At 70.6% G+C, this 23,023-nt stretch carries 23 protein-coding genes; 14 read left to right on the top strand and 9 right to left on the bottom strand.

Annotated features, from left to right (window positions below; genetic code table 11):
• The first annotated feature begins 82 nt into the window (after positions 1-82).
• Both glcE and MKK54_RS04445 read left to right on the top strand, forming a co-directional pair.
• Complete coding sequence (glcE, locus tag MKK54_RS04450) at positions 83-1,270, top strand: glycolate oxidase subunit GlcE (protein ID WP_244009434.1); 1,188 nt, start codon at positions 83-85, stop codon at positions 1,268-1,270.
• Positions 1,271-1,467: 197 nt separating this feature from the next.
• The gene (locus MKK54_RS04445; protein WP_244009432.1) at positions 1,468-2,850 is read left to right on the top strand and encodes a heterodisulfide reductase-related iron-sulfur binding cluster; all 1,383 of its coding nucleotides are present in this window, start codon (positions 1,468-1,470) and stop codon (positions 2,848-2,850) included.
• Between the two features lie 7 nt (positions 2,851-2,857).
• Here the strand turns inward: MKK54_RS04445 and MKK54_RS04440 are convergent, their stop codons facing one another.
• Positions 2,858-3,829, bottom strand: coding sequence for an MBL fold metallo-hydrolase (locus MKK54_RS04440; protein ID WP_244009430.1), 972 nt, complete (start codon positions 3,827-3,829; stop codon positions 2,858-2,860).
• An 86-nt stretch (positions 3,830-3,915) separates the two neighbouring features.
• Here MKK54_RS04440 and MKK54_RS04435 point away from each other — a divergent pair, with 86 nt between their 5' ends.
• Entirely contained in the window at positions 3,916-4,749 is an 834-nt protein-coding gene (locus MKK54_RS04435; protein WP_244009428.1) for a helix-turn-helix domain-containing protein, read from the top strand.
• Here MKK54_RS04435 and MKK54_RS04430 read toward each other — a convergent pair.
• From MKK54_RS04430 to fumC, 3 genes are read right to left on the bottom strand one after another with little or no spacing between them, the layout of a single operon-like run.
• Positions 4,702-4,920, bottom strand: coding sequence for a ribbon-helix-helix domain-containing protein (locus MKK54_RS04430; RefSeq protein WP_244009426.1), 219 nt, complete (start codon positions 4,918-4,920; stop codon positions 4,702-4,704). The two genes, MKK54_RS04435 and MKK54_RS04430, sit on opposite strands and share 48 nt — an antisense overlap.
• 58 nt (positions 4,921-4,978) lie before the next feature.
• On the bottom strand, positions 4,979-5,170 hold the full coding sequence (locus MKK54_RS04425) for a DUF4169 family protein (RefSeq protein ID WP_244009424.1): 192 nt from the start codon (positions 5,168-5,170) through the stop codon (positions 4,979-4,981).
• Between the two features lie 15 nt (positions 5,171-5,185).
• Entirely contained in the window at positions 5,186-6,598 is a 1,413-nt protein-coding gene (gene fumC / locus MKK54_RS04420; protein WP_244009422.1) for a class II fumarate hydratase, read from the bottom strand.
• Positions 6,599-6,741: 143 nt separating this feature from the next.
• Here fumC and MKK54_RS04415 point away from each other — a divergent pair, with 143 nt between their 5' ends.
• Positions 6,742-8,142 (top strand): cytochrome P450, encoded by a 1,401-nt coding sequence (locus MKK54_RS04415; RefSeq protein ID WP_244009420.1) that lies wholly within the window; start codon positions 6,742-6,744, stop codon positions 8,140-8,142.
• A 28-nt stretch (positions 8,143-8,170) separates the two neighbouring features.
• Here the strand turns inward: MKK54_RS04415 and MKK54_RS04410 are convergent, their stop codons facing one another.
• Complete coding sequence (locus MKK54_RS04410) at positions 8,171-8,824, bottom strand: SspB family protein (RefSeq protein WP_244009417.1); 654 nt, start codon at positions 8,822-8,824, stop codon at positions 8,171-8,173.
• 441 nt (positions 8,825-9,265) lie between these two features.
• Between MKK54_RS04410 and MKK54_RS04405 the strand changes: the two genes are divergently transcribed.
• The 6 genes from MKK54_RS04405 to MKK54_RS04380 all read left to right on the top strand — a co-directional run bounded on the left by MKK54_RS04405 (position 9,266) and on the right by MKK54_RS04380 (position 15,461).
• Positions 9,266-10,051, top strand: coding sequence for a CPBP family intramembrane glutamic endopeptidase (locus tag MKK54_RS04405; RefSeq protein WP_244009415.1), 786 nt, complete (start codon positions 9,266-9,268; stop codon positions 10,049-10,051).
• Positions 10,052-10,145: 94 nt separating this feature from the next.
• Entirely contained in the window at positions 10,146-10,940 is a 795-nt protein-coding gene (locus tag MKK54_RS04400; protein WP_244009413.1) for a thymidylate synthase, read from the top strand.
• A complete protein-coding gene (locus MKK54_RS04395) occupies positions 10,940-11,437 on the top strand; it encodes a dihydrofolate reductase (protein WP_244009411.1) in 498 nt (165 codons plus the stop codon). The genes MKK54_RS04400 and MKK54_RS04395 overlap by 1 nt, the downstream gene beginning before the upstream one ends.
• Positions 11,438-11,694: 257 nt before the next feature.
• The gene (gene hflK / locus MKK54_RS04390; protein ID WP_244009409.1) at positions 11,695-12,849 is read left to right on the top strand and encodes an FtsH protease activity modulator HflK; all 1,155 of its coding nucleotides are present in this window, start codon (positions 11,695-11,697) and stop codon (positions 12,847-12,849) included.
• Entirely contained in the window at positions 12,846-13,814 is a 969-nt protein-coding gene (gene hflC, locus MKK54_RS04385; protein WP_244009407.1) for a protease modulator HflC, read from the top strand. Before hflK ends, hflC begins: the two co-directional genes overlap by 4 nt.
• Before the next feature lie 111 nt (positions 13,815-13,925).
• On the top strand, positions 13,926-15,461 hold the full coding sequence (locus MKK54_RS04380; RefSeq protein ID WP_244009406.1) for a DegQ family serine endoprotease: 1,536 nt from the start codon (positions 13,926-13,928) through the stop codon (positions 15,459-15,461).
• Positions 15,462-15,473: 12 nt separating this feature from the next.
• On the opposite strand, the gene MKK54_RS04375 is transcribed toward MKK54_RS04380, so the two are convergent.
• Positions 15,474-15,890 (bottom strand): winged helix-turn-helix domain-containing protein, encoded by a 417-nt coding sequence (locus MKK54_RS04375; RefSeq protein WP_244009405.1) that lies wholly within the window; start codon positions 15,888-15,890, stop codon positions 15,474-15,476.
• A 106-nt stretch (positions 15,891-15,996) separates the two neighbouring features.
• Between MKK54_RS04375 and MKK54_RS04370 the strand changes: the two genes are divergently transcribed.
• Entirely contained in the window at positions 15,997-16,743 is a 747-nt protein-coding gene (locus tag MKK54_RS04370; RefSeq protein WP_244009404.1) for a glucose 1-dehydrogenase, read from the top strand.
• A 61-nt stretch (positions 16,744-16,804) separates the two neighbouring features.
• On the opposite strand, the gene serB is transcribed toward MKK54_RS04370, so the two are convergent.
• Positions 16,805-17,701: a phosphoserine phosphatase SerB gene (gene serB, locus MKK54_RS04365; protein WP_244009403.1), complete on the bottom strand. Its 897-nt coding sequence runs from the start codon at positions 17,699-17,701 to the stop codon at positions 16,805-16,807.
• A 19-nt stretch (positions 17,702-17,720) separates the two neighbouring features.
• Between serB and miaA the strand changes: the two genes are divergently transcribed.
• Positions 17,721-18,680 carry a tRNA (adenosine(37)-N6)-dimethylallyltransferase MiaA gene (gene miaA / locus MKK54_RS04360; RefSeq protein WP_244009402.1) on the top strand — a complete coding sequence of 320 codons (960 nt, stop codon included), beginning with the start codon at positions 17,721-17,723 and terminating at the stop codon, positions 18,678-18,680.
• Between the two features lie 36 nt (positions 18,681-18,716).
• Here the strand turns inward: miaA and MKK54_RS04355 are convergent, their stop codons facing one another.
• Together MKK54_RS04355 and moaA are read right to left on the bottom strand one after the other, a co-directional pair.
• Positions 18,717-19,583 carry an NAD(P)-dependent oxidoreductase gene (locus MKK54_RS04355; RefSeq protein WP_244009401.1) on the bottom strand — a complete coding sequence of 289 codons (867 nt, stop codon included), beginning with the start codon at positions 19,581-19,583 and terminating at the stop codon, positions 18,717-18,719.
• A 76-nt stretch (positions 19,584-19,659) separates the two neighbouring features.
• Positions 19,660-20,697, bottom strand: a complete 1,038-nt coding sequence (moaA, locus tag MKK54_RS04350; RefSeq protein ID WP_244009399.1) for a GTP 3',8-cyclase MoaA — start codon at positions 20,695-20,697, stop codon at positions 19,660-19,662.
• 160 nt (positions 20,698-20,857) lie between these two features.
• On the opposite strand from moaA, the gene MKK54_RS04345 reads away from it, so the two are divergent.
• Positions 20,858-21,322: a gamma-butyrobetaine hydroxylase-like domain-containing protein gene (locus MKK54_RS04345; protein ID WP_244009397.1), complete on the top strand. Its 465-nt coding sequence runs from the start codon at positions 20,858-20,860 to the stop codon at positions 21,320-21,322.
• A 37-nt stretch (positions 21,323-21,359) separates the two neighbouring features.
• Positions 21,360-22,733 carry an MATE family efflux transporter gene (locus MKK54_RS04340; protein ID WP_244009395.1) on the top strand — a complete coding sequence of 458 codons (1,374 nt, stop codon included), beginning with the start codon at positions 21,360-21,362 and terminating at the stop codon, positions 22,731-22,733.
• Positions 22,734-23,023: the final 290 nt, after the last annotated feature.

The raw sequence follows: 23,023 nt of genomic DNA, 5'->3' as shown, positions 1-23,023 counted from the left end.
ATCGCGCGCATCCTCCGTTAAGCTATCATTTCACGAACAGGATCGCGGATGCCGCAGAGCATCCCGGATCGGGCAGGAAACGATGCCTTCATACGAGCCTCACGACGAGGACGCGGCGGCCGAGATCGTCCGCGCGGCGGCGGCGGCGCCCGAGCGGCTGCGGCTCGTCGGCGGCGGGACCAAGGCTGGGATCGGCCGGCCGGCCCAGGACGAGGCGACGCTCTCGGCCGCGAAGCTCTCCGGCATCACCCTCTACGAGCCCGCCGAGATGGTGGTCTCCGCCCGCGCGGGCACGCCGCTCGCCGAGGTCCAGGCCCTGCTCGCGGCGCGCGGGCAGATGCTGCCCTTCGAGCCGATGGATCATCGGGGCCTGATGGGCACGCAGGGCGAGCCGAGCTTCGGCGCCGTGGCGGCGGTGAACAATTCCGGCCCGCGCCGGATCAACGCGGGCGCGGCGCGCGACAGCCTCATCGGCGTGCGCTTCGTCAACGGGCGCGGCGAGGCGATCAAGTCCGGCGGACGGGTGATGAAGAACGTCACGGGTCTCGACCTCGTGAAGCTGATGGCCGGCTCCTGGGGCACCCTCGGCCTCCTCACCGAGGTGACCTTCAAGGTCCTGCCGCGCCAGGAGCGGGTGGCGACCCTGGCGTTTCCCGGTCTCGACGATGCCCGCGCCGTCACGGCCCTGTCGGCGGCCCTCGGCTCGCCCTTCGAACTCACCGGTGCCGCCCACCTGCCGGCCGGGATCGAGGGCGCTTCCGCCAGGACCCTGATGCGGATCGAGGGCTTCTCGGAGTCGATCGACTATCGCCTCGGCGAGTTGCGCCGGCTGCTCCGGCGCTTCGGCGAGCCCGAGATCGTCGAGGGCGCGGCGGGTGACGACCTCTGGGCCCGCATCCGCGATGCCGCCCCCTTCGCGGAGCCGAGGGCGGCCGCGATCTGGCGCATCGCGACGGCGCCGACCCACGGGCCCGCCGTCACGGCCGCGATCGGCACGCAGCGGGACGCCCGCTGGTTCTACGATTGGGGCGGCGGCCTGATCTGGCTCGCCACCGACGCGCGGGGGGATGCGGGCGCCGAGACGATCCGCGCGGCGGTTCGGGCGCAGGGCGGGCACGCCACCCTGGTGCGCGCGCCCGATCCCGTGCGGGCCGCCGTGCCGGTGTTCGAGCCGCTCTCCGACCCGCTGACGCGGATCACCCAGGGCATCAAGGCGGCGCACGACCCGAAGGGCCTGTTCAATCCGGGACGGATGTACGCGGGGATCTGACGGGCCGCGCCCCGGACGAGGTTCGTTCCGGCCGGCGATCGCGTCGGCGGCCGGTCGCTGCGCTGTTGAGAGCGGTTCCAAAGCTCGGCATCCGGTGCGAATGTCTCTAAACTGACGCCGCAGTAACGACGATGCCGACACGCGCCGGGCTCACGCCGGGCCGATGCACGGCGCGAGGGTGGACCCGAGGACACGCCGTGCAGACCAACTTCAGCCTGACGCAGCTCGCGGACCCGGCGATGGCCGCGTCGGAAAAGATCCTGCGGACCTGCGTGCATTGCGGGTTCTGCACCGCGACCTGCCCGACCTACCTGCTGCTCGGCGACGAACTCGACAGCCCGCGTGGGCGCATCTACCTGATCAAGGACATGCTGGAGGGCGGAAAGCCCGCCGTGCCGGAGGTGGTCAAGCACGTCGACCGCTGCCTATCCTGCCTGTCCTGCATGACGACCTGTCCGTCCGGCGTGCATTACATGCACCTCGTCGACCATGCCCGCGCGCATATCGAGGAGACCTACCGGCGCCCCTTGAGCGACCGCCTGCTGCGCGCCGTGCTGGCCTTCGTGCTGCCCTACCCGAACCGCTTCCGGCTGGCCCTGCTGGGCGCCAAGCTCGGCGCGCCGTTCCGGCCCCTGGTCGCGCGCCTGCCGCGCGTCGGCAACCGCCTCGCGGCGATGCTCGATCTCGCTCCGGCGCAACTGCCCAACCGCAACCCCACCGACCGGCCCGGCACCTTCCCGCCCGAGACCCGCGCGCTGGAGGCCAGCGCCGCCCTGCACGGCGAGGCGGCGCCCGCGCGCACCGGCCGGGTCGCGCTCCTGCGCGGCTGCGCCCAGAGCGTGCTGCGGCCCGATTTCAACGAGGCGGCGATCCGCCTCCTCACCCGCCACGGCGTCGAGGTCGTGCAGGCGAAGGGGGAGGGCTGCTGCGGCGCGCTCACCCACCACATGGGCAAGGCGGACGCGTCCCACGCCCAGGCGCGGCGCACCATCGATGCCTGGATCGCCGAGATGGACGGCGCGGGCCTCGACGCCATCCTCGTCACGGCCTCGGGCTGCGGCACGACGATCAAGGATTACGGCTTCATGTTCCGCGAGGAGCCGGCCTATGCGGAGAAGGCGAGGCGGGTCTCCGCCATCGCCAAGGACGTCACGGAATTCATGGCCGGCATCCGCCTGATGCCGCCGATCCTCGAGACCGACCTCGTCGTCGCCTATCACTCCGCCTGCTCGATGCAGCACGGGCAGGGCATCCGCACCGAGCCGAAGACCCTCCTGAAGACGGCGGGCTTCACCGTGAAAGACGTGCCGGAAGGCCATATCTGCTGCGGCTCGGCCGGCACCTACAACATCCTCCAGCCCGAGATCGCCAATCGCCTGCGCGACCGGAAGGTCGCCAATATCGAGCGCATGCGCCCCGACCTCATCGCCACCGGCAATATCGGCTGCGCCACGCAGATCGGGAAGGGGACGAACATCCCGATCGTCCACACGGCGGAACTGCTCGACTGGGCGACCGGCGGCCCGAAGCCGGCCGCGCTGGAGGGCCTGCCCGCGCGGACGATGCTGGCGGCGGAGTAGGACCGCGTCAACGATCGAGCTGGTAGGTCAGGGGAATCCAGCGGTAGCCCAGCCCGTCGCGCGTGACGTAGCCGAGCGACGGGAACGAGGTGTGGTAGCCGGCGATCAGGACCCGTTCGGTCGCGGCCATGTCGTAGATCGCCCGCCGGGTCGCGGCGCCCTGGGCCTTCTCCATGTCGAACAGGGCGTGCCAGTCGGGGCGCGCCAGCGACGCGACCTCATGATGCGCGCAGTCGCCCCAGACCAGCATGCGCTGGCCCTCGCTCTCGACATGGAAGGCGAGGTGCCCCGGCGTGTGGCCGAAGGCCGCCAGCGCGTCGATGCCGGGCACCACGGTGTCGCCGGGGTTCACGAAGCGGATGCGCTCCGCCAGTGGAAGCAGATGGCTGCGGAAAACCCGGGCCGATTTGTATTCGTTGCCGTCCGGGGGCGCGGCGAGGCGGGCCTCGTCTTTCCAGAAGTCGAATTCCCGCGCGCCGACCACGTAGCGGGCGTTCGGAAACAGCGGCGTTCCGCCTTCGAGGAGGCCGCCGATATGGTCGGTGTGACAATGGCTCAGGACGACGAGGTCGATCCGCTCCGGTGACAGCCCGGCCCGGCCGAGCAGCCCCCCGAGCCGCCCGCCCGCGGGGCGCGGGACGAAGCCGACCTCGCCGTTGCCGGTGTCGAACAGGACCGTCTCCCGCCCGGTCTGAACGATGGTCGGCGTGAAGCCGGGCCTGAAACGATCGGGCGGAAGCCGGTTCTCCCGCATCAGCGCGCCCATTTCCGATCTGTCGCGATCCTCGCCGACGATCGGCCAGGGTCCATCGATGGTGACGTCGGCATCGGAGAGGGTGGTGACGGTGAAGGCGCCGAGCCGGATTCGCTTCGGACAGGGCGATGCGTCGGCCGATGGAATCGTCGCCCGAGCGGCACCGGGAAAGATCAGGCTCGCGGCCGCGAGGGCGCTGAGATGGCGGCGGGTGAGATCGCGCATGACGGGGATTTCCGGGCTGGCCCGGCTCCGTCAGGATGGTCTAGCGGCCGGGAGATTCGGTCTAGCGCGCCGGGAGAGGACACCGCTTGTACGAACGTGCTGCGCTCAGCCCTCCGCTCGGACCGATCTGGCACGTCGAGGGTCCGCATACCCTCTTCGCCGGGCCGCTCGCCTACAACGCCAGTCATCAGCACGGGGCGCCGGTCTACCTCGCGGGCCTGTACGGCGCGTTCCGGATCCGGTTCCGTCCCGGGGACTGGATCACCTGCCGCACGGCCTTCGTGCCGGCCGGCATGCCCCATGAACTCGATTGCGGCGGCGATCCCCTCGGGGTGCTCTACCGCGAACCCGATGGGGGCGGGCGTGCGCTCGGCGCGCTGATGGGATCGGCGGAATCCGTCGATGGCGCTCTCGTGGCACCGGGTGGCGAGGTCGCTGCGTTGCGCGCGCTCTTCGAGCGCCGCGACGCCTGCAACTGGGCTGGCGAGGCCATCGCCGATCTGTCCGGCTTCGCCGACCGGCGGAGCGATCGGCCGATCGACGGCCGGATCGCGCGGATCATCGGGGATCTGCGCGCATGCCAGGAGTCCCGGATGAGCGCCGAACGGCTCGCCGCCTCCGCGACGCTGTCGTCGTCCCGGATGCAGCACCTGTTCAGCGAGGCCGTGGGCGTACCGTTCCGGCGCTATCGCGGCTGGCTTCGCATGCGGCGGGCGATCGACGCCGTCGTCCAGGGCGCCAACTTCACGCGCGCCGCCCACGAAGCGGGTTTCACGGATCAGGCGCACTTCGCCAATGCCTTCCGCCGGACCTTCGGCGCCCCGGCATCGCTCAGTCTTCTGGGAATCCGCAGGCCGGCCGCGCGCGGACCATCACGCCCGGGTCCGGACGGTGGCCAGCACGAAAACGCGGATCGCTGACGACAGGTTCTGTCCCTCCCGACCCGCATCGATGACGCCGATCAGGGCCTGGACGGACTGGCCGCGCGCGGCCGCGATCTCGCGCAACGCGTCCCAGAACGGATCTTCCAGGGACACGCTGGTGCGGTGGCCGGCGATCATCACCGAGCGCTTGGTGACGCCCGTGGTCATGGCGCCACCGGACGCCGCCCCGATGCCGGGGGGAGGGACGGCGTGCGCGGCATGCGCCTCACCCGTCCGAGTCCGGCCCGACCAGCTTGTGCCCCTCGTGGCGCGAGACCTCGATGGCCTTCTTGGCCTCGGCCAGCGTCCTGGCCTTCTTCGGACGGCCGAAGGCGATGCGGTTGTCCGCCGCCTTGGCCTCCTTCTCGACCCGCGCCCGGTCCTTGCGGGCCTGGCGCAGGTTGATGATCTCCGCCATGCCGGTCTCCTCCGTCTACTCGGCGCTGGGTGCCAGCATGGTCTCGGGCCGCACCACGCGCTCGAACTCCTCCGCCGTGACGTAGCCGAGGCGCAGGGCCTCCTCCTTCAGGGTGGTTCCGTTCTTGTGCGCGGTCTTGGCGATCTCGGCGGCCTTGTCGTAGCCGATCGAGGGGGCCAAAGCCGTGACCAGCATGAGCGAACGGCTCATCAGGTCGGCGATCTTATCCTCGTTGGCCTTGATGCCGACGACGCAATTGTCGGTGAAGCTCACCGCCGCGTCCGCGATGAGGCGGATCGATTGCAGCACCGCGTTGGCGATGACGGGCTTGAACACGTTCAGCTCGAAATGGCCCTGGCTGCCGGCAAAGCTCACCGTGGTGCCGTTGCCGATCACCTGGGCGCAGACCATGGTCAGCGCCTCGCACTGGGTCGGGTTGACCTTGCCGGGCATGATCGACGAGCCGGGCTCGTTCTCCGGCAGCGAGAGTTCGCCGAGGCCCGAGCGCGGGCCGGAGCCCAGCAGGCGGATGTCCTGGGCGATCTTGAACAGGCCGGCGGCGAGGGCCGAGAGGGCGCCCTGCGTGAACACCAGCGCGTCGTGGGTCGCCAGCGCCTCGAACTTGTTGGCGGCCGAGGTGAAGGGCAGGCCGGTCAGTTCCGCGACCTTGGCGGCGAATTTCTCCGCGAACTCGGGATGCGCGTTGAGGCCGGTGCCGACCGCCGTGCCGCCCTGCGCCAGCGCCAGCACGCCCGGCAGCGTCGCCTTCACGCGCTCGGTGCCCAGAGCCACCTGCGCCACGTAGCCCGAGAATTCCTGGCCCAGCGAGACCGGGGTCGCATCCTGCAGGTGGGTGCGGCCGATCTTGACGATGGGGGCGAACGCCTCGGACTTGGCCTGGAGCGCGTCGTGCAGGTGCTTGAGGGCCGGCAGCAGCCGGTCGTTGATCTCGCGCGAGACCGCGATGTGCATCGCCGTCGGGAACACGTCGTTGGAGGACTGGCCGCGATTGACGTGGTCGTTGGGGTGGACCGGCGACTTGCCGCCGCGCTTGCCGCCCAGCAACTCGTTGGCGAGGCTGGCGATGACCTCGTTGGCGTTCATGTTCGACTGGGTGCCGGAGCCCGTCTGCCAGACCACCAGGGGGAATTCCTGGTCGTGCTCGCCCGAGACCACCTCGGCAGCCGAGGCCGCCACCGCCTGGGCCACCTTCGGGTCGAGGGCGCCGAGATCCTGGTTCACCAGGGCGGCCGCCTGCTTGACCATGCCCAGCGCGTGGACGAGGGGCGCGGGCATCCGCTCGGTGCCGATCTTGAAGTTCTGGATCGAGCGCTGCGTCTGCGCGCCCCAGTAACGATGCGCCGGAACCTCGATCGGGCCGAAGGTGTCGGACTCGGTGCGGGTGGCGGGCGTCTCGGTGGGCGACATCGTGGCCTCTTCGTCTGGCTAAAGCGCACCCTACTTAAACCGCACGCAATCAAACCGCGATGGCGCTTTCACCGAGGGCTGTGTGCCCGGCGCCGAATTGTCATGGCTTGTCCGCCCCGCCCGGGGCACCGGAGTTGTCGTCCATGTCGAGTGCCTCAGCCCTCGTTGCACCGGGTGCCCCGCTCCGGTTCCGCCCGGCCGTGCCCAAGCCCCTGCGCGCGCAGCCGGGCCTGTTCGGCTTTCTCAAGGCGGCCCGCGCCAACCCGCTCACCACCTGGCTCGACGTGCATTTCGAGAAGCCGGTGGTGGCGGCCGAGGGCGCGCTGGGCCGCGTCACCGTGGTCAGCGACCCGGCCCTGATCCGCTACCTCTACGTCGAGAACGCCGCCAATTACCGCAAGGACGACCTTCAGCGCCGCGTCCTCGCCCCCGGCCTCGGCAACGGCCTGCTCACCGCAGAGGGCGACGAGTGGAAGCTCCAGCGCCGGACCCTGGCGCCGATCTTCTCGGCCCGCCACGTGCTCGGCTTCAACGCGCCCATGAACGCCGCCGGCGCCCGCATGGCCCGGCGCCTCGCCCGCCGCGAGGGCACCAGCATCGACGTCGCCCTGGAGATGACCCGCGTCACCCTCGACGTGCTGGAGCGGACGATCTTCACTCAAGGGCTCGCCAGCGAACCGGACGCGCTGGGCCGCGCGATCACCCGCTTCCTCGAATCGGTCGGGCCGATCGATCCCCTCGACGTGTTCGGCCTGCCCGCCTTCATCCCGCGCATCGGGCGCCTGCGCGCCAGGCCGGCGCTCCGGTTCTTCGCCGAGATCGTCGACGCGCTCATCGCGCGCCGGCGCGACCTGATCGCGCGCGACGCCGCGCCGAGCGACCTGCTCACGCTGCTCCTGAAGGCGCAGGACCCGGAGACGGGCCAGGGCCTCACGGATCTCGAGGTGAAGGCCAACATCGTCACCTTCATCGCGGCGGGCCACGAGACCACCGCCAACGCCCTGACCTGGGCGCTCTACTGCCTGTCGCAGGACCCGGACGCGCGCACGCGGGTCGAGGCCGAGGTCGATGCCGTCGCGCCGGGCGCGGATTTCGACGCCGATGCGCTGCCCTTCACGAAGGCGGTGATGGAGGAGACCATGCGGCTCTTCCCGCCGGTGCCCTTCATGAGCCGGCAGGCCACCGCCGAGGATCGCATCGGCCGGATCAAGATCCCGAAGGGTTCGCTGGTGATGGTGGCGCCCTACGTGCTCCACCGCCACAAGACCCTGTGGCGCGAGCCCGAGGCCTTCATGCCCGAGCGCTTCCTGCCGGAGAACCGCGCGGCGATCCCGCGCTTCTCCTATCTGCCCTTCGGGGCGGGCCCGCGCGTCTGCATCGGCCAGAGCTTCTCGCTGCAGGAGGCGGTGGTGGTGCTCGCCCACATCGCGCGGGCGGCACGCTTCACCCTGGCCGAGGACCACGCCCCGGTGACGCCGCTTCACCGCGTGACGCTGCGCCCAGAGCACGGCCTGCGCATGACCGTGACGCCGCGCGGCGCCTGACCGCGGCGGCTCTCGAGTCTGCGTCGGGTCAGTTCTTCTTGCGGAACGCGTCGAGGCTGACGACTTCGGCGCTGGATTCCTGGCCGTCCTCGGACTTCTTCGCAGCGGGTGCCTTGGCGTCCGCGCCCTCCTCGGACTTCGCCGCCGGGGCGGCCGCCGGCGCGCCCGGAATCAGCTTGGGCACGGACGGGCCGCCGATGGTCGCGAGGCCGGTGCCCTTGGGCTTCATCTCGGTCGGCTCGGAGGCGGCGCCGCGCGGCGCGGCCTTCTCCGTCGTCGCGGCGGCATCGTCCTCGGATTCCTCCTGCGCGGCCTGTTCCGAGCCCTCGCTGAGGTCGAACTTCAGGCCGAACTGCACCGAGGGGTCGAAGAATCCGGTCAGCGCGTCGAAGGGCACCAGCAGCCGCTCGGGCACACCGGAGAACGACAGGCCGACCTCGAAGGTGTGCTCGGTGACGCCGAGGTCCCAGAACTGGTGCTGGAGCACGATCGTCATGTCCTGCGGGTACTTCTCCCGCAGGCGCTGCGACATCCGCACGCCCGGCGCCTCGGTGCGGAACGAGACGTAGAAATGATGCTCGCCCGCGAGCCCTTCGCGGGCCGCGTCGGTCAGCACCTTGCGCACCACGCCGCGCAGGGCGTCCTGCACCAGGAGATCGTAGCGGATCAGATCGTCTGCCATCTGCGGTCGCTTATGCCCGGTCCCTGCCCGCCGTCGCGCGCCGTGACGGCGCCCCGGGTCGGATGAAAAACGACTGGACGCGGCCGGTGCCCGGTGCCCCCAGAACTCTGCCCGCGCGGCCGGTGGCCGGCGGGACCTGATCGATCCTTAGCCTTGCGCGACCGACGTCCCGGATACAAGCCGGAATCGCGGGCCGGCAAACGTCCGCCGCGTTCGGAGCTACCGCCAAAACCCAGGACCTGTCGAGCCTCGGGGTCCCGTCGCCGGGGCCCTTGCGTCCAAAAGCCCGTGGTTCGCAATCACGTTGCCGGTTAGCGTTCGATCACGGGAAGCGCCGGCCATGGCGTGAATATAAAGGGAGCGGCGGCGCATTTGAAGCCCGATGATGGTGCGCCGATGCCCGTCGAGCGGGCGTTCGCGCCGGATATGGTCCCGCTCTCCATGCCTCGGCCGTCGGGCCTGCGCGCGGGCCTGCGCGTCGTCGGGGCGCTTGCCGGACTCGCCTTCTCGGCCTTCCTCGCTCTGGCGCTCGCCACCCTCCTGGCCCTGGCGATCGTCCGCGTCGGGGCCGACTGGATCGACGGTGTCGGGATCTGGGCCGGCGACCGCGTCCGCCTGCACCCGCGCCAGATCGCCATGCGGGAACTCGCCATCGACGTGATCCGGCAAGTGCTGCTGGCGCTGCTCGTCGTCGGCGCCGTGCGCTGGCGGGACGGACCGGCCTGGCGCGAGACTCTCGCGCTGGTGCCGCACGCGAGCGCCGCCGAGGGCGGGGCCGGCCTCTCGCTGCGCCGTTTCGGCCTGATCCTGCTGCTCTGGCCGCTGGTCCACATCACCTGGGTCACCGGCAGCGCCGATCTGCTCCACGTTCCGATCCGCCGGCACACCTCGCTCTCGCCGGGGCTCACGGCCGGGGCGGCCGCGGCCTGGTTCGCCTACGTGCTGGTCCTGGCGCCGGTGGCGGAGGAGATGTTGCTGCGCGGCGCGCTGTTCGCGCGGGCCCGGCGGTTCCTCCCGCCCGCCGCGACGATCGGGGCGACCGGCTTCCTCTTCGCCCTCGCGCACCTGACGCCGTCCGGCTTCGGCCGTCCGGTCGCGCTGATCCCGCTCGCGCTGATGCTCGGCTGGGTGCGCTGGCGCAGCGGGCGGCTGTGGCCCTCCATCCTGCTCCATGCCTGGAGCAACCTCGCGATGATCGCCTACGTGCTCTGGCCGGCCGGTGGGTGACGGCGCGCGCGCACGAACATGTTGACGTCTCGACGCCATGGCCTCGCCACCCCCGTCGCGGCGGGGTATTCCCTAACCTCGCTTGGGAGCCGCGATGCACGCCTATCACCAGCTTCTCGAACGCATCCTCCGGGAGGGCGTCCGCAAGGACGACCGCACCGGCACGGGCACGCTCTCGGTGTTCGGACACCAGATGCGGTTCGATCTCGAAGAGGGGTTTCCCCTCGTCACCACGAAGCAGCTTCACCTGCGCTCCATCATCCACGAATTGCTGTGGTTCCTCACCGGCGACACCAACGTGCGCGCCCTCCGGGCGAACGGTGTCAGCATCTGGGACGAGTGGGCCGACGCGAACGGGGATCTCGGCCCGGTCTACGGGAAGCAGTGGCGCTCCTGGGAGAAGCCCAGTGGCGGCAGCGTCGACCAGATCGCCTGGGTGCTCGACGAGATCCGGCGCAATCCGGATTCCCGGCGTCTCGTCGTCTCGGCCTGGAACCCGGCCGACCTCGACCGGATGGCGCTGGCGCCCTGCCACTGCCTGTTCCAGTTCTACGTCGCCGAGGGCCGGCTCTCCTGCCAGCTCTACCAGCGCTCGGCCGACGTCTTCCTCGGCGTGCCGTTCAACATCGCGAGCTACGCGCTGCTCACCGCGATGATGGCCCAGGTGACGGGGCTGCGGGCCGGCGACTTCGTCCACACCCTCGGGGATGCCCATCTCTACGTGAACCACCTCGAACAGGCCCGGCTGCAACTGACCCGCGACCAGCGCCCCCTGCCGCGACTGACGCTCAATCCGGCGGTGACCTCGCTGTTCGACTTCCGCTTCGAGGACGTCGCGATCGAGGGCTACGCGCCCCATCCGGCGATCCGCGCGCCGGTGGCGGTCTGATGGCTGCGCCCCGAATCACCATCATCGCGGCGGTCGCCCGCAACGGCGTCATCGGCCGCGACAACGACCTGATCTGGCGCCTGCGCAGCGACCTGCGCCGGTTCCGGGCCCTGACCATGGGCAAACCCCTGCTGATGGGGCGCAAGACCTTCGCGTCGATCGGCAAGCCCCTGCCGGGACGGCGCACCATCGTGCTGACGCGGGACACCGCCTTCGCCGTGCCCGAGGTCGCCGTGGCGCATGACTGGGCGGGCGCGCTCGCGGCCGCCGAGGGGGCCGAGGAGCTGATGGTGGCCGGCGGGGGCGAGATCTACGCCCTGGCGCTCGCCCATGCCGACCGCATCCACCTGACCGAGGTCGATCTCGCCCCGGAGGGCGACACGGTGTTCCCGCCCTTCGACCGGACGCTCTACCGCGAGATCCATCGCGAGGCGCACCCGCCGGCTGAGCACGATGCCTGCGGCTTCAGCTTCGTCGATCTGGAGCGCCGGGCCTGACGCGGCCGTAAACCATCCGGCCGCGACCCATTGCGCAATGGGTTCCGGTACGGTTGTCTTTCACGCTCCCGATGCCCAAGTGGCAATCTTGACAGGACCGTGCGTGCCCACGCAGGTGCGAAGGTCCGGTCGACGGGATCAGAGCTCTTGTCCACGCGGGGGAAATCCGGGCCGCTTCCCGAATGGGGCGGGCCGGAGGGCGCGGGTGGGCGTCATGCGCGGCGAAGACGCTGCTGGAACAGGAGAGATCGGCGAGCATGCCTTGGAGCAATCAGAGCGGCGGCGGTGGCGGTAACGGGGGAGGGCCCTGGGGCCGAGGCGGCGGCGGCAATGGCGGTGGCCCCTGGGGCGGCGGCGGCGGTGGCGGCGGCAAGACTCCGCCGGACCTGGAGGATCTTCTCCGGCGCAGCCAGGACCGCCTGCGCGGGGTGATGCCGGGTGGCTCCCTCGGCGGCGGACGCGGCCTGCTCCTCGTCGGCGGTCTCGTGGTCGCCGGCTGGCTCCTGACCGGCTTCTACACCGTGGCGCCGCAGCAGGTCGGCATCGAGACGATCTTCGGTCGCTACACCAGCACCACCGGCCAGGGCCTGAATTACAACTTCCCGGCTCCCATCGGCGCCGTGACCAAGCCGAATGTCGGCCAGGTCAACAGCGTGCAGATCGGCTACCGCTCCCAGGGCCGCACCGTCGACAAGCCGGAGGAGAGCCTGATGCTCACCGGCGACGAGAACATCGTCGACCTCGACTTCGAGGTGCAGTGGCGCGTCGATCCGCTCAAGGCATCCGACTACGTCTTCAACCTCGAGAATCCCGAGGGCACGATCAAGGCCATCGCCGAGAGCGCGATGCGCGAGGTGGTCGGCCGCCGCAACATCCAGCCGATCCTCACCAACGAGCAGTCGAGCGTGGCGCAGGAGGTGCGCGAGATCACCCAGAAGGCGCTCGACGAGTACGGGGCCGGTGTCCGCATCGAGCTCGTGCAGCTCGTCAGCGTGCAGCCGCCGCCGGACGTGCGGCCCGCCTTCATCGACGTGAACGCGGCCCAGCAGGACGCCGAGCGCGCCAAGAACGATGCGCGCACCTACGAGAGCAGCGTGGTGCCGCAGGCGCGAGGCAAGAGCGCGCAGATCGTCCAGGCGGCCGAGGCCTACAAGACCCAGGCCACCGCCGAGGCCAAGGGCCAGGCCGCGCGCTTCAGCCAGGTCTACGATTCCTACAAGGTCGCGCCGGTGATCAGCCGTGAGCGCATCTTCCTCGAAACGATGGAGCGGGTCCTGGGCTCGGTGAACAAGGTCATCATCGACCAGAACGGCTCGGGCGTGAGCACGGGCGCGAGCGCCGCGGGCGTGCTCCCGGTGCTGCCGCTGACCGAATTCGGCCCCCGCAACGCAGCCGGTGGAGCGGCCCGATGAACAACCAAGCTCTTCGCACCGGTCTCATGATCGCGGCCGCCGCCCTGGTCGTCGGCCTCTACGCCTCCGTCTTCACGGTCGGGCAGATGCAGCAGGCCCTCGTCCTGCGCTTCGGCGGCGTCCGCGCCGTCCTCAACCAGACCGGAACCGACAAGCCGGGTCTCTACTTCAAGATCCCGTTCTTCGAGAACGTGATCCTGTTCGACAAGCGCGTGCTCGACCTCGACCTGCCCGTGCAGACCCTGCTGACCACCGACCGTCAGAACCTCGAGGTGGACGCCTTCGCGCGCTACCGGATCACCGATCCGCTAAAGTTCTACCAGTCGGCCAACAACATCGCCCGCGCCAACACGCTGCTGGCGAGCTTCACCAACTCGGCTCTGCGCAACCTGCTCGCCCGCTCGACCCGCGACGCCATCGTGCGGACCCAGCGCGCCGACCTGATGAACCAGATCCAGGCCGACGTGAACCGGCAGGCCAAGGAACTCGGCGTCGAGATCGTCGACCTGCGCATGACCCGCGTCGACCTTCCGGCGCAGAACAGCACCGCCGTCTACAACCGCATGAAGACGGAGCGGCAGCGCGAGGCCGCCGACATCCGCGCCAACGGCGAGCAGGCCGCCGTGACCATCCGGGCCAAGGCGGACCGCGACGTGACGGTTCTGCTCTCGGAGGCCAACCAGACGGCCGAGTCCCTGCGCGGCCAGGGCGACGCCGACAAGAACCGCATCCTCGCGGAAGCCTACGGCAAGGACGCGGACTTCTTCAGCTTCTATCGCTCGATGCAGGCCTATGAGAACGGGCTGAAGGGCTCCGACACCCGGCTGGTCATCAGCCCCTCGTCGGACTTCTTCCGCTACTTCAGCGACCCGCAGGGCCGCGCGGCCGCCTCTCCGGCGGCGCGCAGCCCCTCCCGTGCCCCCGCCGAGCCCGGCACCACCGGCTCCACGACCGGCACGCCCTGAGGTCCGACCCGACGATGGGGCGCCGGCGGTTTCGACGCTGCCGGCGCTCCCTTGATCGGCGAAGGCCGGGGACGATCTAAGAGCATCGTTGCACACCGCGAGAGGTCGAACATGGTTCCCGTTGCGAGCGCCGTCCGGGCGCCCCGTTCCCGAGCGCTCCGCCGCAGCCTTCGCTCCGCTCTCGCCGCCGCGACCCTGGCGACCTCGGTCGCGGTGACGGGCCTCGCGGCGCCGGCCTTCGCGAAGGGACCGGAATCCCTGGCCGACCTCGCTGATCAGGTCACCGACGCGGTCGTGAACATCTCCGCCTCCACCACCGTCGAGGCGCGCCCGAACACCCGCTCGGGCCCGCAGCTTCCCCCCGGGACGCCGTTCGAGGATCTCTTCGAGGAGTTCTTCAACAAGCGCGGCCAGCGCGGGGGCGGCGACCGCAGCGAGGGCGAGCGACCGCGCCAGCAGCGCAAGTCGAACTCCCTGGGCTCGGGTTTCATCATCGACGCGTCCGGCATCGTGGTGACGAACAACCACGTCATCGGCGACGCCAACGACATCCAGGTCATCCTGCACAACGGCACCAAGCTGAAGGCCGAGATCATCGGCAAGGACGCCAAGATCGATCTCGCGGTGCTGCGGGTGAAGCCGGAGGCCGGCAAGCCCCTGAAGGCCGTCCCGTTCGGCGATTCCGAGAAGATGCGCCCGGGCGACTGGGTCATCGCCATCGGCAACCCGTTCGGCCTCGGCGGCTCGGTCTCGGCCGGCATCGTCTCGGCGCGGGGCCGCAACATCGAGTCCGGCCCCTACGACAACTACATCCAGACGGATGCGGCCATCAACAAGGGCAATTCCGGCGGGCCGCTGTTCAACATGAACGGCGAGGTCATCGGCATCAATACTGCCATCCTCTCACCCACCGGCGGCTCGGTCGGCATCGGCTTCGCGGTCCCGTCGAATACCGCGTCGCAGGTGATCGACCAGCTTCGCGAGTTCGGCGAGGTCCGGCGCGGCTGGCTCGGCGTGCGTATCCAGAACGTGGACGAGACCACCGCCGAAGCCCTCGACATGAAGGACGGCGTCAAGGGCGCGCTGGTGGCCGGCGTCGACGAGAAGGGCCCGGCCAAGGCGGCGGGCCTGGAGATCGGCGACGTCATCGTCAGGTTCAACGGCACGGCGGTGAAATCGTCGAGCGACCTGCCGCGCATCGTCGCCTCGACGCCGGTCGGCAAGGTCGTCGAGGTGCTGGTCATCCGGAAGGGGGCCGAGACGGCGAAGTCCGTCACCCTCGGCCGCCTCGAGGACACCGACAAGCCGCAGCTCGCCAGCGCGAAGCAGCCCGAGCCGGAGAGTGCCGTGCGTCAGGCGCTCGGCCTGAACCTCTCGGGCATCACCGACGAGGCGCGCCGCCGCTTCAGCCTGAAGGACGGGCAGAAGGGCGTTCTGGTCACCCGCGTCGATCCGAACTCGACGGCCGCCGACAAGCAGATCAAGCCCGGCGAGGTCATCGTCGAGGTCGGACAGGAGGCGGTCAACGCGCCGGCCGACGTGACCAAGCGCATCGACCAGCTCAAGAAGGACGGCCGCAAGTCCGTCCTGCTGCTGATCGCCAGCGCGTCCGGCGACGTGCGCTTCGTGGCGCTCGGTCTGGAATAGCCGGCCGACCCGTCACCGAGGTTCCGAGCCGCCGCCGTAGAGGGCGGCGGTTTCGTTTTGTCCGTCCCGCCGCGTCCCCGGGGCATCTAAGCCGCGGGCCGTGCCCGAGGTCGCCGCATAGGCATTGACGATCGCGGGCAGCAGGCCGGGAAAGCGCGCCTCGACCTCGCTCCAGCGCGACTGGTTCCGCATCTCCACGCCGCGACGCTCGCTGCGGATCAATCCGGCCTCGCGCAGCACCTTGAAGTGGGTGGACAGCGAGGATTTCGGGATGACCCGGTCCCCCAACGTGGAGAGGGCCGAGCAGGCCTCGACGCACCCCGCTCTCAGGATGTTGGCGAAGATCGCCGCACGGGCCGGATCGGACAGCGCGTGCAGGATCGCCTCCGGCTGGATATCCTCGATCGCGGGGTGGAACAGCGGCCTCATCTTTTATCCATATGGGGCTTGATCCGCGCTTCCTTAGTTCTGAAATACCGAACTATGGGACGAAGGCGGCCGTTCCGGCGCCGGCCCATGCGGAAGGTTAGCACACATGTCGAAGCTTGCGGGTAAGGTCGCCGTGGTGACCGGCGCATCGAAGGGCATCGGGGCGGGCATCGCCAAGGCGCTGGCACGCGAGGGCGCGGCGGTCGTCGTGAACTACGCGTCGAGCCGGGCCGGGGCGGACGCGGTCGTCGCGGGCATCCTGGCGGCCGGGGGCAGGGCCGTCGCGGTCCAGGCCGACGTCACCCATGCCGCGCAGGCGCAGGCGCTCGTCGAAGCGGCCGTGACGCAGTTCGGCCGGCTCGACGTATTGGTCAACAATTCGGGCGTCTATGAATTCGCCGCGATCGACGACGTGACGGAGGCGCATTACCGCCGCCTCTTCGACGTCAACGTGCTGGGCGTGCTGCTGGCGAGTCAGGCGGCCGCCAAGCACCTCGGGGAGGGCGGCAGCATCATCAACATCTCTTCGGCGATCACCCATGTCCATACGCCGACGGCGGCGGTCTATGCGGGGACCAAAGGCGCCGTGAATGCCATCTCGGGCGTGCTCGCCAACGAGTTGGCCCCGCGCAGGATACGCGTGAACGTGGTCAGCCCGGGCTTCGTGGTGACCGAGGGCACGCATACGGCCGGCGTCGTCGGATCCGATATGGAAGCCGGCCTCGTCGCCCAGACGCCTCTCGGCCGCGCCGGTCAGCCGGACGATATCGCCGGCGTGGTGGCGTTCCTCGCCTCCGAGGATGCCCGCTGGTTGACCGGCGAGACGATCACCGCCAGCGGCGGCATCCGCTGACGCGGAGCCCGTCGCGTCCCCGGCGGCATCGCTTCGCGCGCCGGGCGTCGGGCCTGCGTGCTCACCCCACGAACTCGCTGGCTGCATAGCCCTGGAGGTAGAGCAGTGCGGTCAGGTCGCCGTGGTCGATCCGGACCTGCGCGGCCGCTGCCACCTTGGGCTTGGCCCGGAACGCCACCCCGAGCCCGGCCTCGTGCAGCATGTCGAGGTCGTTGGCGCCGTCGCCCACCGCCAGGGTCTCGGCGGGGTCGAGGCCGAAACGGCTGCGCAGGGCGATCAGCGTCGCGCGCTTGGTCTCCCTGTCGACGATGGGCTCGACGACCTCGCCGGTCAGGTGCCCGTCCGCCACGCCGAGCGTGGTCGCGTGGGCCTCGTCGAAGCCGATCCGCGCCGAGACGGGGCCGGTGAACAGGGTGAACCCGCCCGAGATCAGGCAGGTATGGGTGCCGTGCGCCTTCATGGTCTGGACCAGGGTGCGCCCGCCCGGCGTCAGCGTGATGCGCTCGGCGATCAGCGCGTCGATCTTGCCCACGGGGACGCCCCGCAGGAGGGCGACACGCTCGCGCAGGGCCGGACCGAAGGCGATCTCGCCGCGCATGGCCCGCTCGGTGATCGCGGCGACGCGATCCTTCAGCCCGATCGTGTCGGCGAGTTCGTCGATGCATTCCTGCTCGATCATGGTCGAATCCATGTCGGCCAGGAACAGGCGCTTGCGCCGATGCGGCCCGCCTGCGATCACCGCGACGTCGATCGGCTCGGCGGCGAGCGCCGCGCGCAGGCGGCGTGCCAGGCCCGGCGCGTCGGCGGGCGCGCCGGGCACGAGCACCTCGGCGGCGACCTCGCCGTGCAGGATGCGCGGCTGATGCTCAGTGCGCATCACGGCGCGGGTCTCGGCCAGCACCGCATCGGTGATGGCGGGGCGGCTCTCGTTTGCTATCAGGATCGCGACGAGGGTCATCCGGGAGCTTTCCACGCCAGTGTCGCCGGTCACGCAACGCACCTACGCGCAGGCTCTGCCGGCGGCGATCCTCATCGCAGGGCCGACCGCCTCGGGCAAGTCGGGGCTGGCGCTGGCGCTGGCGCGCGACCTCGACGGCGTGGTCGTCAACACCGATTCGATGCAGGTCTACGCCGATCTGCGCCGTCTCTCCGCGCGTCCGAGCGCTGAGGAGGAGGGGCAGGCGCCCCATCGCCTCTACGGGCACGTCGACGGCGCGGTGAACTACTCGGCCGGTCACTTCGCCCGCGCGGCGACCACGCTCCTCGGCGATCTGCGTGACCAGGGCCGCCTGCCGATCTTCGTCGGCGGCACGGGCCTCTATTTCCGGGCGCTCGAAGAGGGGCTCTCGGACCTGCCGCCGGTGCCCGACGCGGTTCGGGCAGCGCTCCGGGCCGAGGCGGAAGGGCGGCCGACGGAGGCGCTCCACGCGGACCTCGCGGCCCGCGATCCGGCCGGAGCCGAAGCGCTTCGCCCGAGCGACCGCGCCCGCGTCATGCGCGCCCTCGAGATCCTGGCGGCGACGGGCCGGCCCATCGCGGAGTTTCACGGCGCGCGCACGCCCGGTCCGCTCGCCGGGCGGCCGCTGCTCAAGCTGTTCCTCGCGCCCGAGCGCGAGACCCTGCGCCGCGCCATCGACACGCGTTTCGCCGCGATGATGGCATCGGGCGCCCTCGACGAGGTGGCAGCCCTGCGGGCGCGGCGCCTCGACCCGATGCTGCCGATCATGCGCGCGCACGGCGTGCCCGGCCTGATCGCCCATCTCGACGGAACGATCCCCTTGGAGGAGGCGGTCCGGCGCGGACAGGGCGATACGCGGCGCTACGCCAAGCGGCAATTCACCTGGTTCCGGCACCAGATGGGCGCGGATTGGACCTGGACCGCGCCCGAGGAGGCGCTTGGGCAGGCCCGCGCCCGTCTCGATGTGAGATCTCGATGAACCCGACCCATGGGTCGGGCTCGTGGCGGTCCGGTCTTACTTCTCCAGGCGCGCGATGAGCGCGGAGGTGTCCCAGCGCTGCCCGCCCATGGCCTGAACGTCGGCGTAGAACTGGTCGACCAGGGCGGTAACGGGCAATTGCGCGCCGTTTCGGCGGGCCTCAGCGAGCAGGATGCCGAGGTCCTTGCGCATCCAGTCGACGGCGAAGCCGAAGTCGAACTTGGCGGCATTCATGGTCTTGCCGCGATTCTCCATCTGCCAGGAGCCGGCCGCGCCCTTGGAGATCACCTCCAGCACGGATTCGACGTCGAGCCCGGCACGCTTGGCGAAGTGCACCGCCTCGGAGAGACCCTGGACGAGGCCCGCGATGGCGATCTGGTTCACCATCTTGGTGAGTTGGCCGGAGCCGGCCGGACCCATCAGGCGGCTGGCGCGGGCAAAGCACAGGATCGCGGGCTCGACGCGGGCATAGGTGTCGGGCTCGCCGCCGCACATCACCGTGAGGGCGCCGTTCTCGGCGCCCGCCTGTCCACCGGAGACCGGCGCATCGATGAAGCCGAGCCCGGCGGCCTTCGCCGCGTCGGAGAGTTCGCGGGCGACCTCGGCCGAGGCGGTGGTGTGGTCGACGAAGACCGCGCCCGCGTCCATGCCCGCGAAGGCGCCGTCCTCTCCCAGGGTGATGCTGCGCAGGTCGTCGTCGTTGCCGACGCAGGCGAAGACGATCGCCTGACCCCGTGCGGCCTCGCGCGGGGTCGCGGCGAAGGCGCCGCCATGCTCGGCCACCCAGGCCTCCGCCTTGGCGGCGGTACGGTTGTAGACGGTGACCTCGTGGCCCTTCCGGGCAAGGTGGCGGGCCATCGGGCCGCCCATCACGCCGAGGCCCAGGAACGCGACCTTCGCCATCATCATCTCCGCTCGTATCCAGAATACGAGCGGGGTCTAGGAGCGAACCCCGCGAGGGTCAAACCGGCCCCGATGCTTATCCGCCGGTGACGCTCATGTGGCGCGGCACGGCGGCGGGGCGCGCCCGCTCGATGACGAAGTCGTGGCCCTTGGGTTTGCGCGCGATGGCGTCGATCACCGCCTGTGTCACCAGCGTATCGTCCGGCGAGGCGCGCAGAGCCTCGCGGAGGTCCGCGGCATCCTCCTGGCCGAGGCACATGTAGAGCTTGCCGGTGCAGGTCAGGCGGACGCGGTTGCAGCTCTCGCAGAAATTATGGGTCAGCGGCGTGATGAAGCCGAGGCGCCCGCCGGTCTCCGCGATGCGCACGTAGCGCGCCGGGCCGCCCGTGCGGTCGGGCAGGGGCGTCATGGTGTAGCGGCTCTCCAGCCGGGCCCGGGCGACCGAGAGCGGCAGGAACTGGTCGGTGCGATCGCCCTCGATCTCGCCGAGCGGCATGACCTCGATCAGCGTCATGTCCATGCCGTCGCCATGCGCCCAGGCGATCATGTCGGCGATCTCGTCCTCGTTCACGCCCTTCAGCGCCACGGCGTTGATCTTCACCTTGATGCCGGCCCTGCGCGCCGTCTCGATGCCGTCGAGAACCACCTTGAGGTCGCCCCGCCGGGTCACGGCCCGGAACTTCACGGGGTCGAGGGTGTCGAGGGAGACGTTGACGCGGCGGACACCGAGGGCGGCCAGTTCCGGCGCGAAGCGCCCGAGCTGCGTCCCGTTGGTGGTCATCGTCAGTTCTTCGAGCGCTCCCGTATCGAGGTGCCGCGAGAGGCGCCGGAACAGGTGCATGATGTCGCGGCGCACCAGCGGCTCGCCACCGGTGATGCGGAGCTTCCTCACGCCGCGTTGGATGAAGACCGCGCAGAGCCGATCCAGCTCCTCCAGGGAGAGCAGGTCGCGCTTGGGCAGGAACTGCATGTCGTCGGACATGCAGTAGACGCAGCGCAGATCGCAGCGATCGGTGACCGAGATGCGCAGGTAGGTGATCGCCCGCTGGAACGGGTCGATCAGCGGCGCGGGCGCGCTCGGAGCGAAGGCATCGGTGGCGCGGGGACCCCACATGCGGGTTTCTGTGCTCTGCTGCGGGGACAAGGCGTTGGCGCGGTCGCGTGACGAACCTAACATGGCACGTCATATGAGGTCTCGCGCGGTCAGGGGCAAGTTTGCGCGGCTCTCGAGAGCCATGCAAGGCGAGCGACCGTCGGCGCCAGGGAAAGCTGTCATGAATCAACAGACTGTCGATCCGCAGGGCGCGCCGGAGCGCTGGCCCACCGAGATCCGTCTCGCCGGGGACAAGCGCAGCCTGAACGTCGCCTTCGAGGATGGCGGGCGCTTCGTCCTGCCGGCGGAATACCTGCGGGTGTCGAGCCCCTCGGCCGAGGTGCAGGGCCACTCGCCCGCCGAGCGCAAGGTCATCGGCGGCAAGCGGGACGTGGCCATCCTCAAGGTCGAGCCCATCGGCAACTACGCGGTGAAGCTGACCTTCGACGACATGCACGACACCGGCCTGTTCGGCTGGGCCTATCTCTACGACCTCGGCCGCGAGTACCGGAACCGCTGGGCGACCTACCTGTCGGAACTGGAAGAGCGGGGCCTGAGCCGCGACCCGGCGCGCCGGGCTGCGGCGCCCGCCGCGAAGCCGAGCGACGGCGGCGGAAGCTGCGGCAGCGGGTGCGGCTGCCACTGAACACCGAGTTCCGGTTCCCCCGCGAAGGTCTATGGTCATGACGCCGTCCGACAGCCCGGCCACGAGCCGGCGCGTTCTCGCGCTCGCCCTGCCGATGACGCTCGCCAACGTCACGACGCCGCTCCTCGGCTTCGTCGGCGCCACCGTGATCGGACGGCTGGGGGATGCCGCGCTCCTCGGCGCGATGGCGCTGGGCGCGGTCATCTTCGACGCGATCTTCTGGTCGTTCGGGTCGCTGCGCATGGCCACCGCCGGGCTCACCGCGCAGGCGGTGGGCGCGCGGGACGCGGCGGAGGTTGACCGCACCCTCGCGCGGGCGCTGGCCGCCGGCCTGCTCGTCGGCCTCCTCATCGTGCTGCTGCAGGGGCCGATCGGCCGGGCCGCCTTCTCCCTGAGCGGCGCGAGCCCGGCGGTGATCGCCGGGCTCTCGGCTTACTTTCACATCCGCATCTTCGCCGCGCCCTTCACCCTGGCGAACTACGCCATCCTCGGCTCGGTGCTGGGGCGCGGCCGGACCGACCTCGGGCTGATTCTCCAGGTCGCGATCAACCTCACCAACATCGTGCTCACCCTGGTGTTCGTGCTCTGGGCCGACATGAGCGTCGCGGGCGCCGGCCTCGCCACCCTGATCGCCGAGGCGGCGGGCGCGGGCCTCGGCCTGATCCTGCTGGCGCGGCTGGGCTCGCGGCCCTTCGCGGTGCCGTTCCGGGTGGTGCGCGACCCCCTGGCGCTCGCCCGGATGCTCAGCGTCAACGCCGACGTGATGGTGCGGACCCTGCTGCTCGTGGGCTGCATCACGCTGTTCTCGGCGCTCGGCGCGCGCTCCGGCGACGTGGTGCTGGCCGCCAATGCCGTCCTGTGGAATCTCTTCATGATCGGCGGGTTCTTCCTCGACGGGTTCGCCACCGCCGCCGAGACCCTGTGCGGACAGGCGGTCGGCGCGCGCGACGAGGCGCGTTTCCGCCGCGCCGCCCGCCTCAGCCTGCTCTGGTGCCTCGCCTTCGGCGCGGTCATCGCGGGCGGCTTCCTCGTCGCCGGAAACGCCTTCATCGACGCGGTGACCACGAGTCCGGAGGTGCGCGCCATGGCGCGCCTGTATCTCCTGCCCGCCGCCCTCGCGCCCCTGATGGCCGCCGTGCCCTTCGCCTTCGACGGCATCTATATCGGGGCGACCTGGACCCGGGCGATGCGCAACCTGATGCTCGCCGCGAGTGCCCTCTACGGGCTGGCCCTGCTGGCTGCCCACGAGGCGGGCCTCGGCAATGGCGGCCTGTGGCTCTCGTTCCTGATTCTCCTGGCCGGGCGTGGCCTGAGCCAGGCCCTGGCCTATCCGGGCCTGACGCGCGGCACGTTTCGCGCGCCCGCCTCGGCGCTCCCGGACGGGGCGGCGCCCGGGCTGAGGCGCGCGTGATCTCGCGCGGGTGCTTCGTGTCTCGATGAAACGACGGGACGCCGAGGCACGCCGATCGTCCCGGGTGCCACCGCACCCGATTTGTCATGAGAAATACTTCTTGTCTTATACTGGTCCCGGCTGATCACTTCGGATCGCTGGATCGCGCCGGGCTCCCTCTCCTGGAAGGAGAGGGTTGGGGTGAGGTGTAGTCCATCTCCGGAGAGGTCACGCACCTCACCCTGTCCCTCTCCTTCCAGGAGAGGGGACCCGCGCTCCGTCTCGTCAGCTGTCCGACCTAATCTACCGGA

Source organism: Methylobacterium sp. J-068 (genome assembly GCF_022829445.1).
GTDB lineage: Bacteria > Pseudomonadota > Alphaproteobacteria > Rhizobiales > Beijerinckiaceae > Methylobacterium.
The sequence above is the reverse complement of the archived record's forward strand: the minus strand, read 5'-3'. Positions and strand labels throughout refer to the sequence as shown.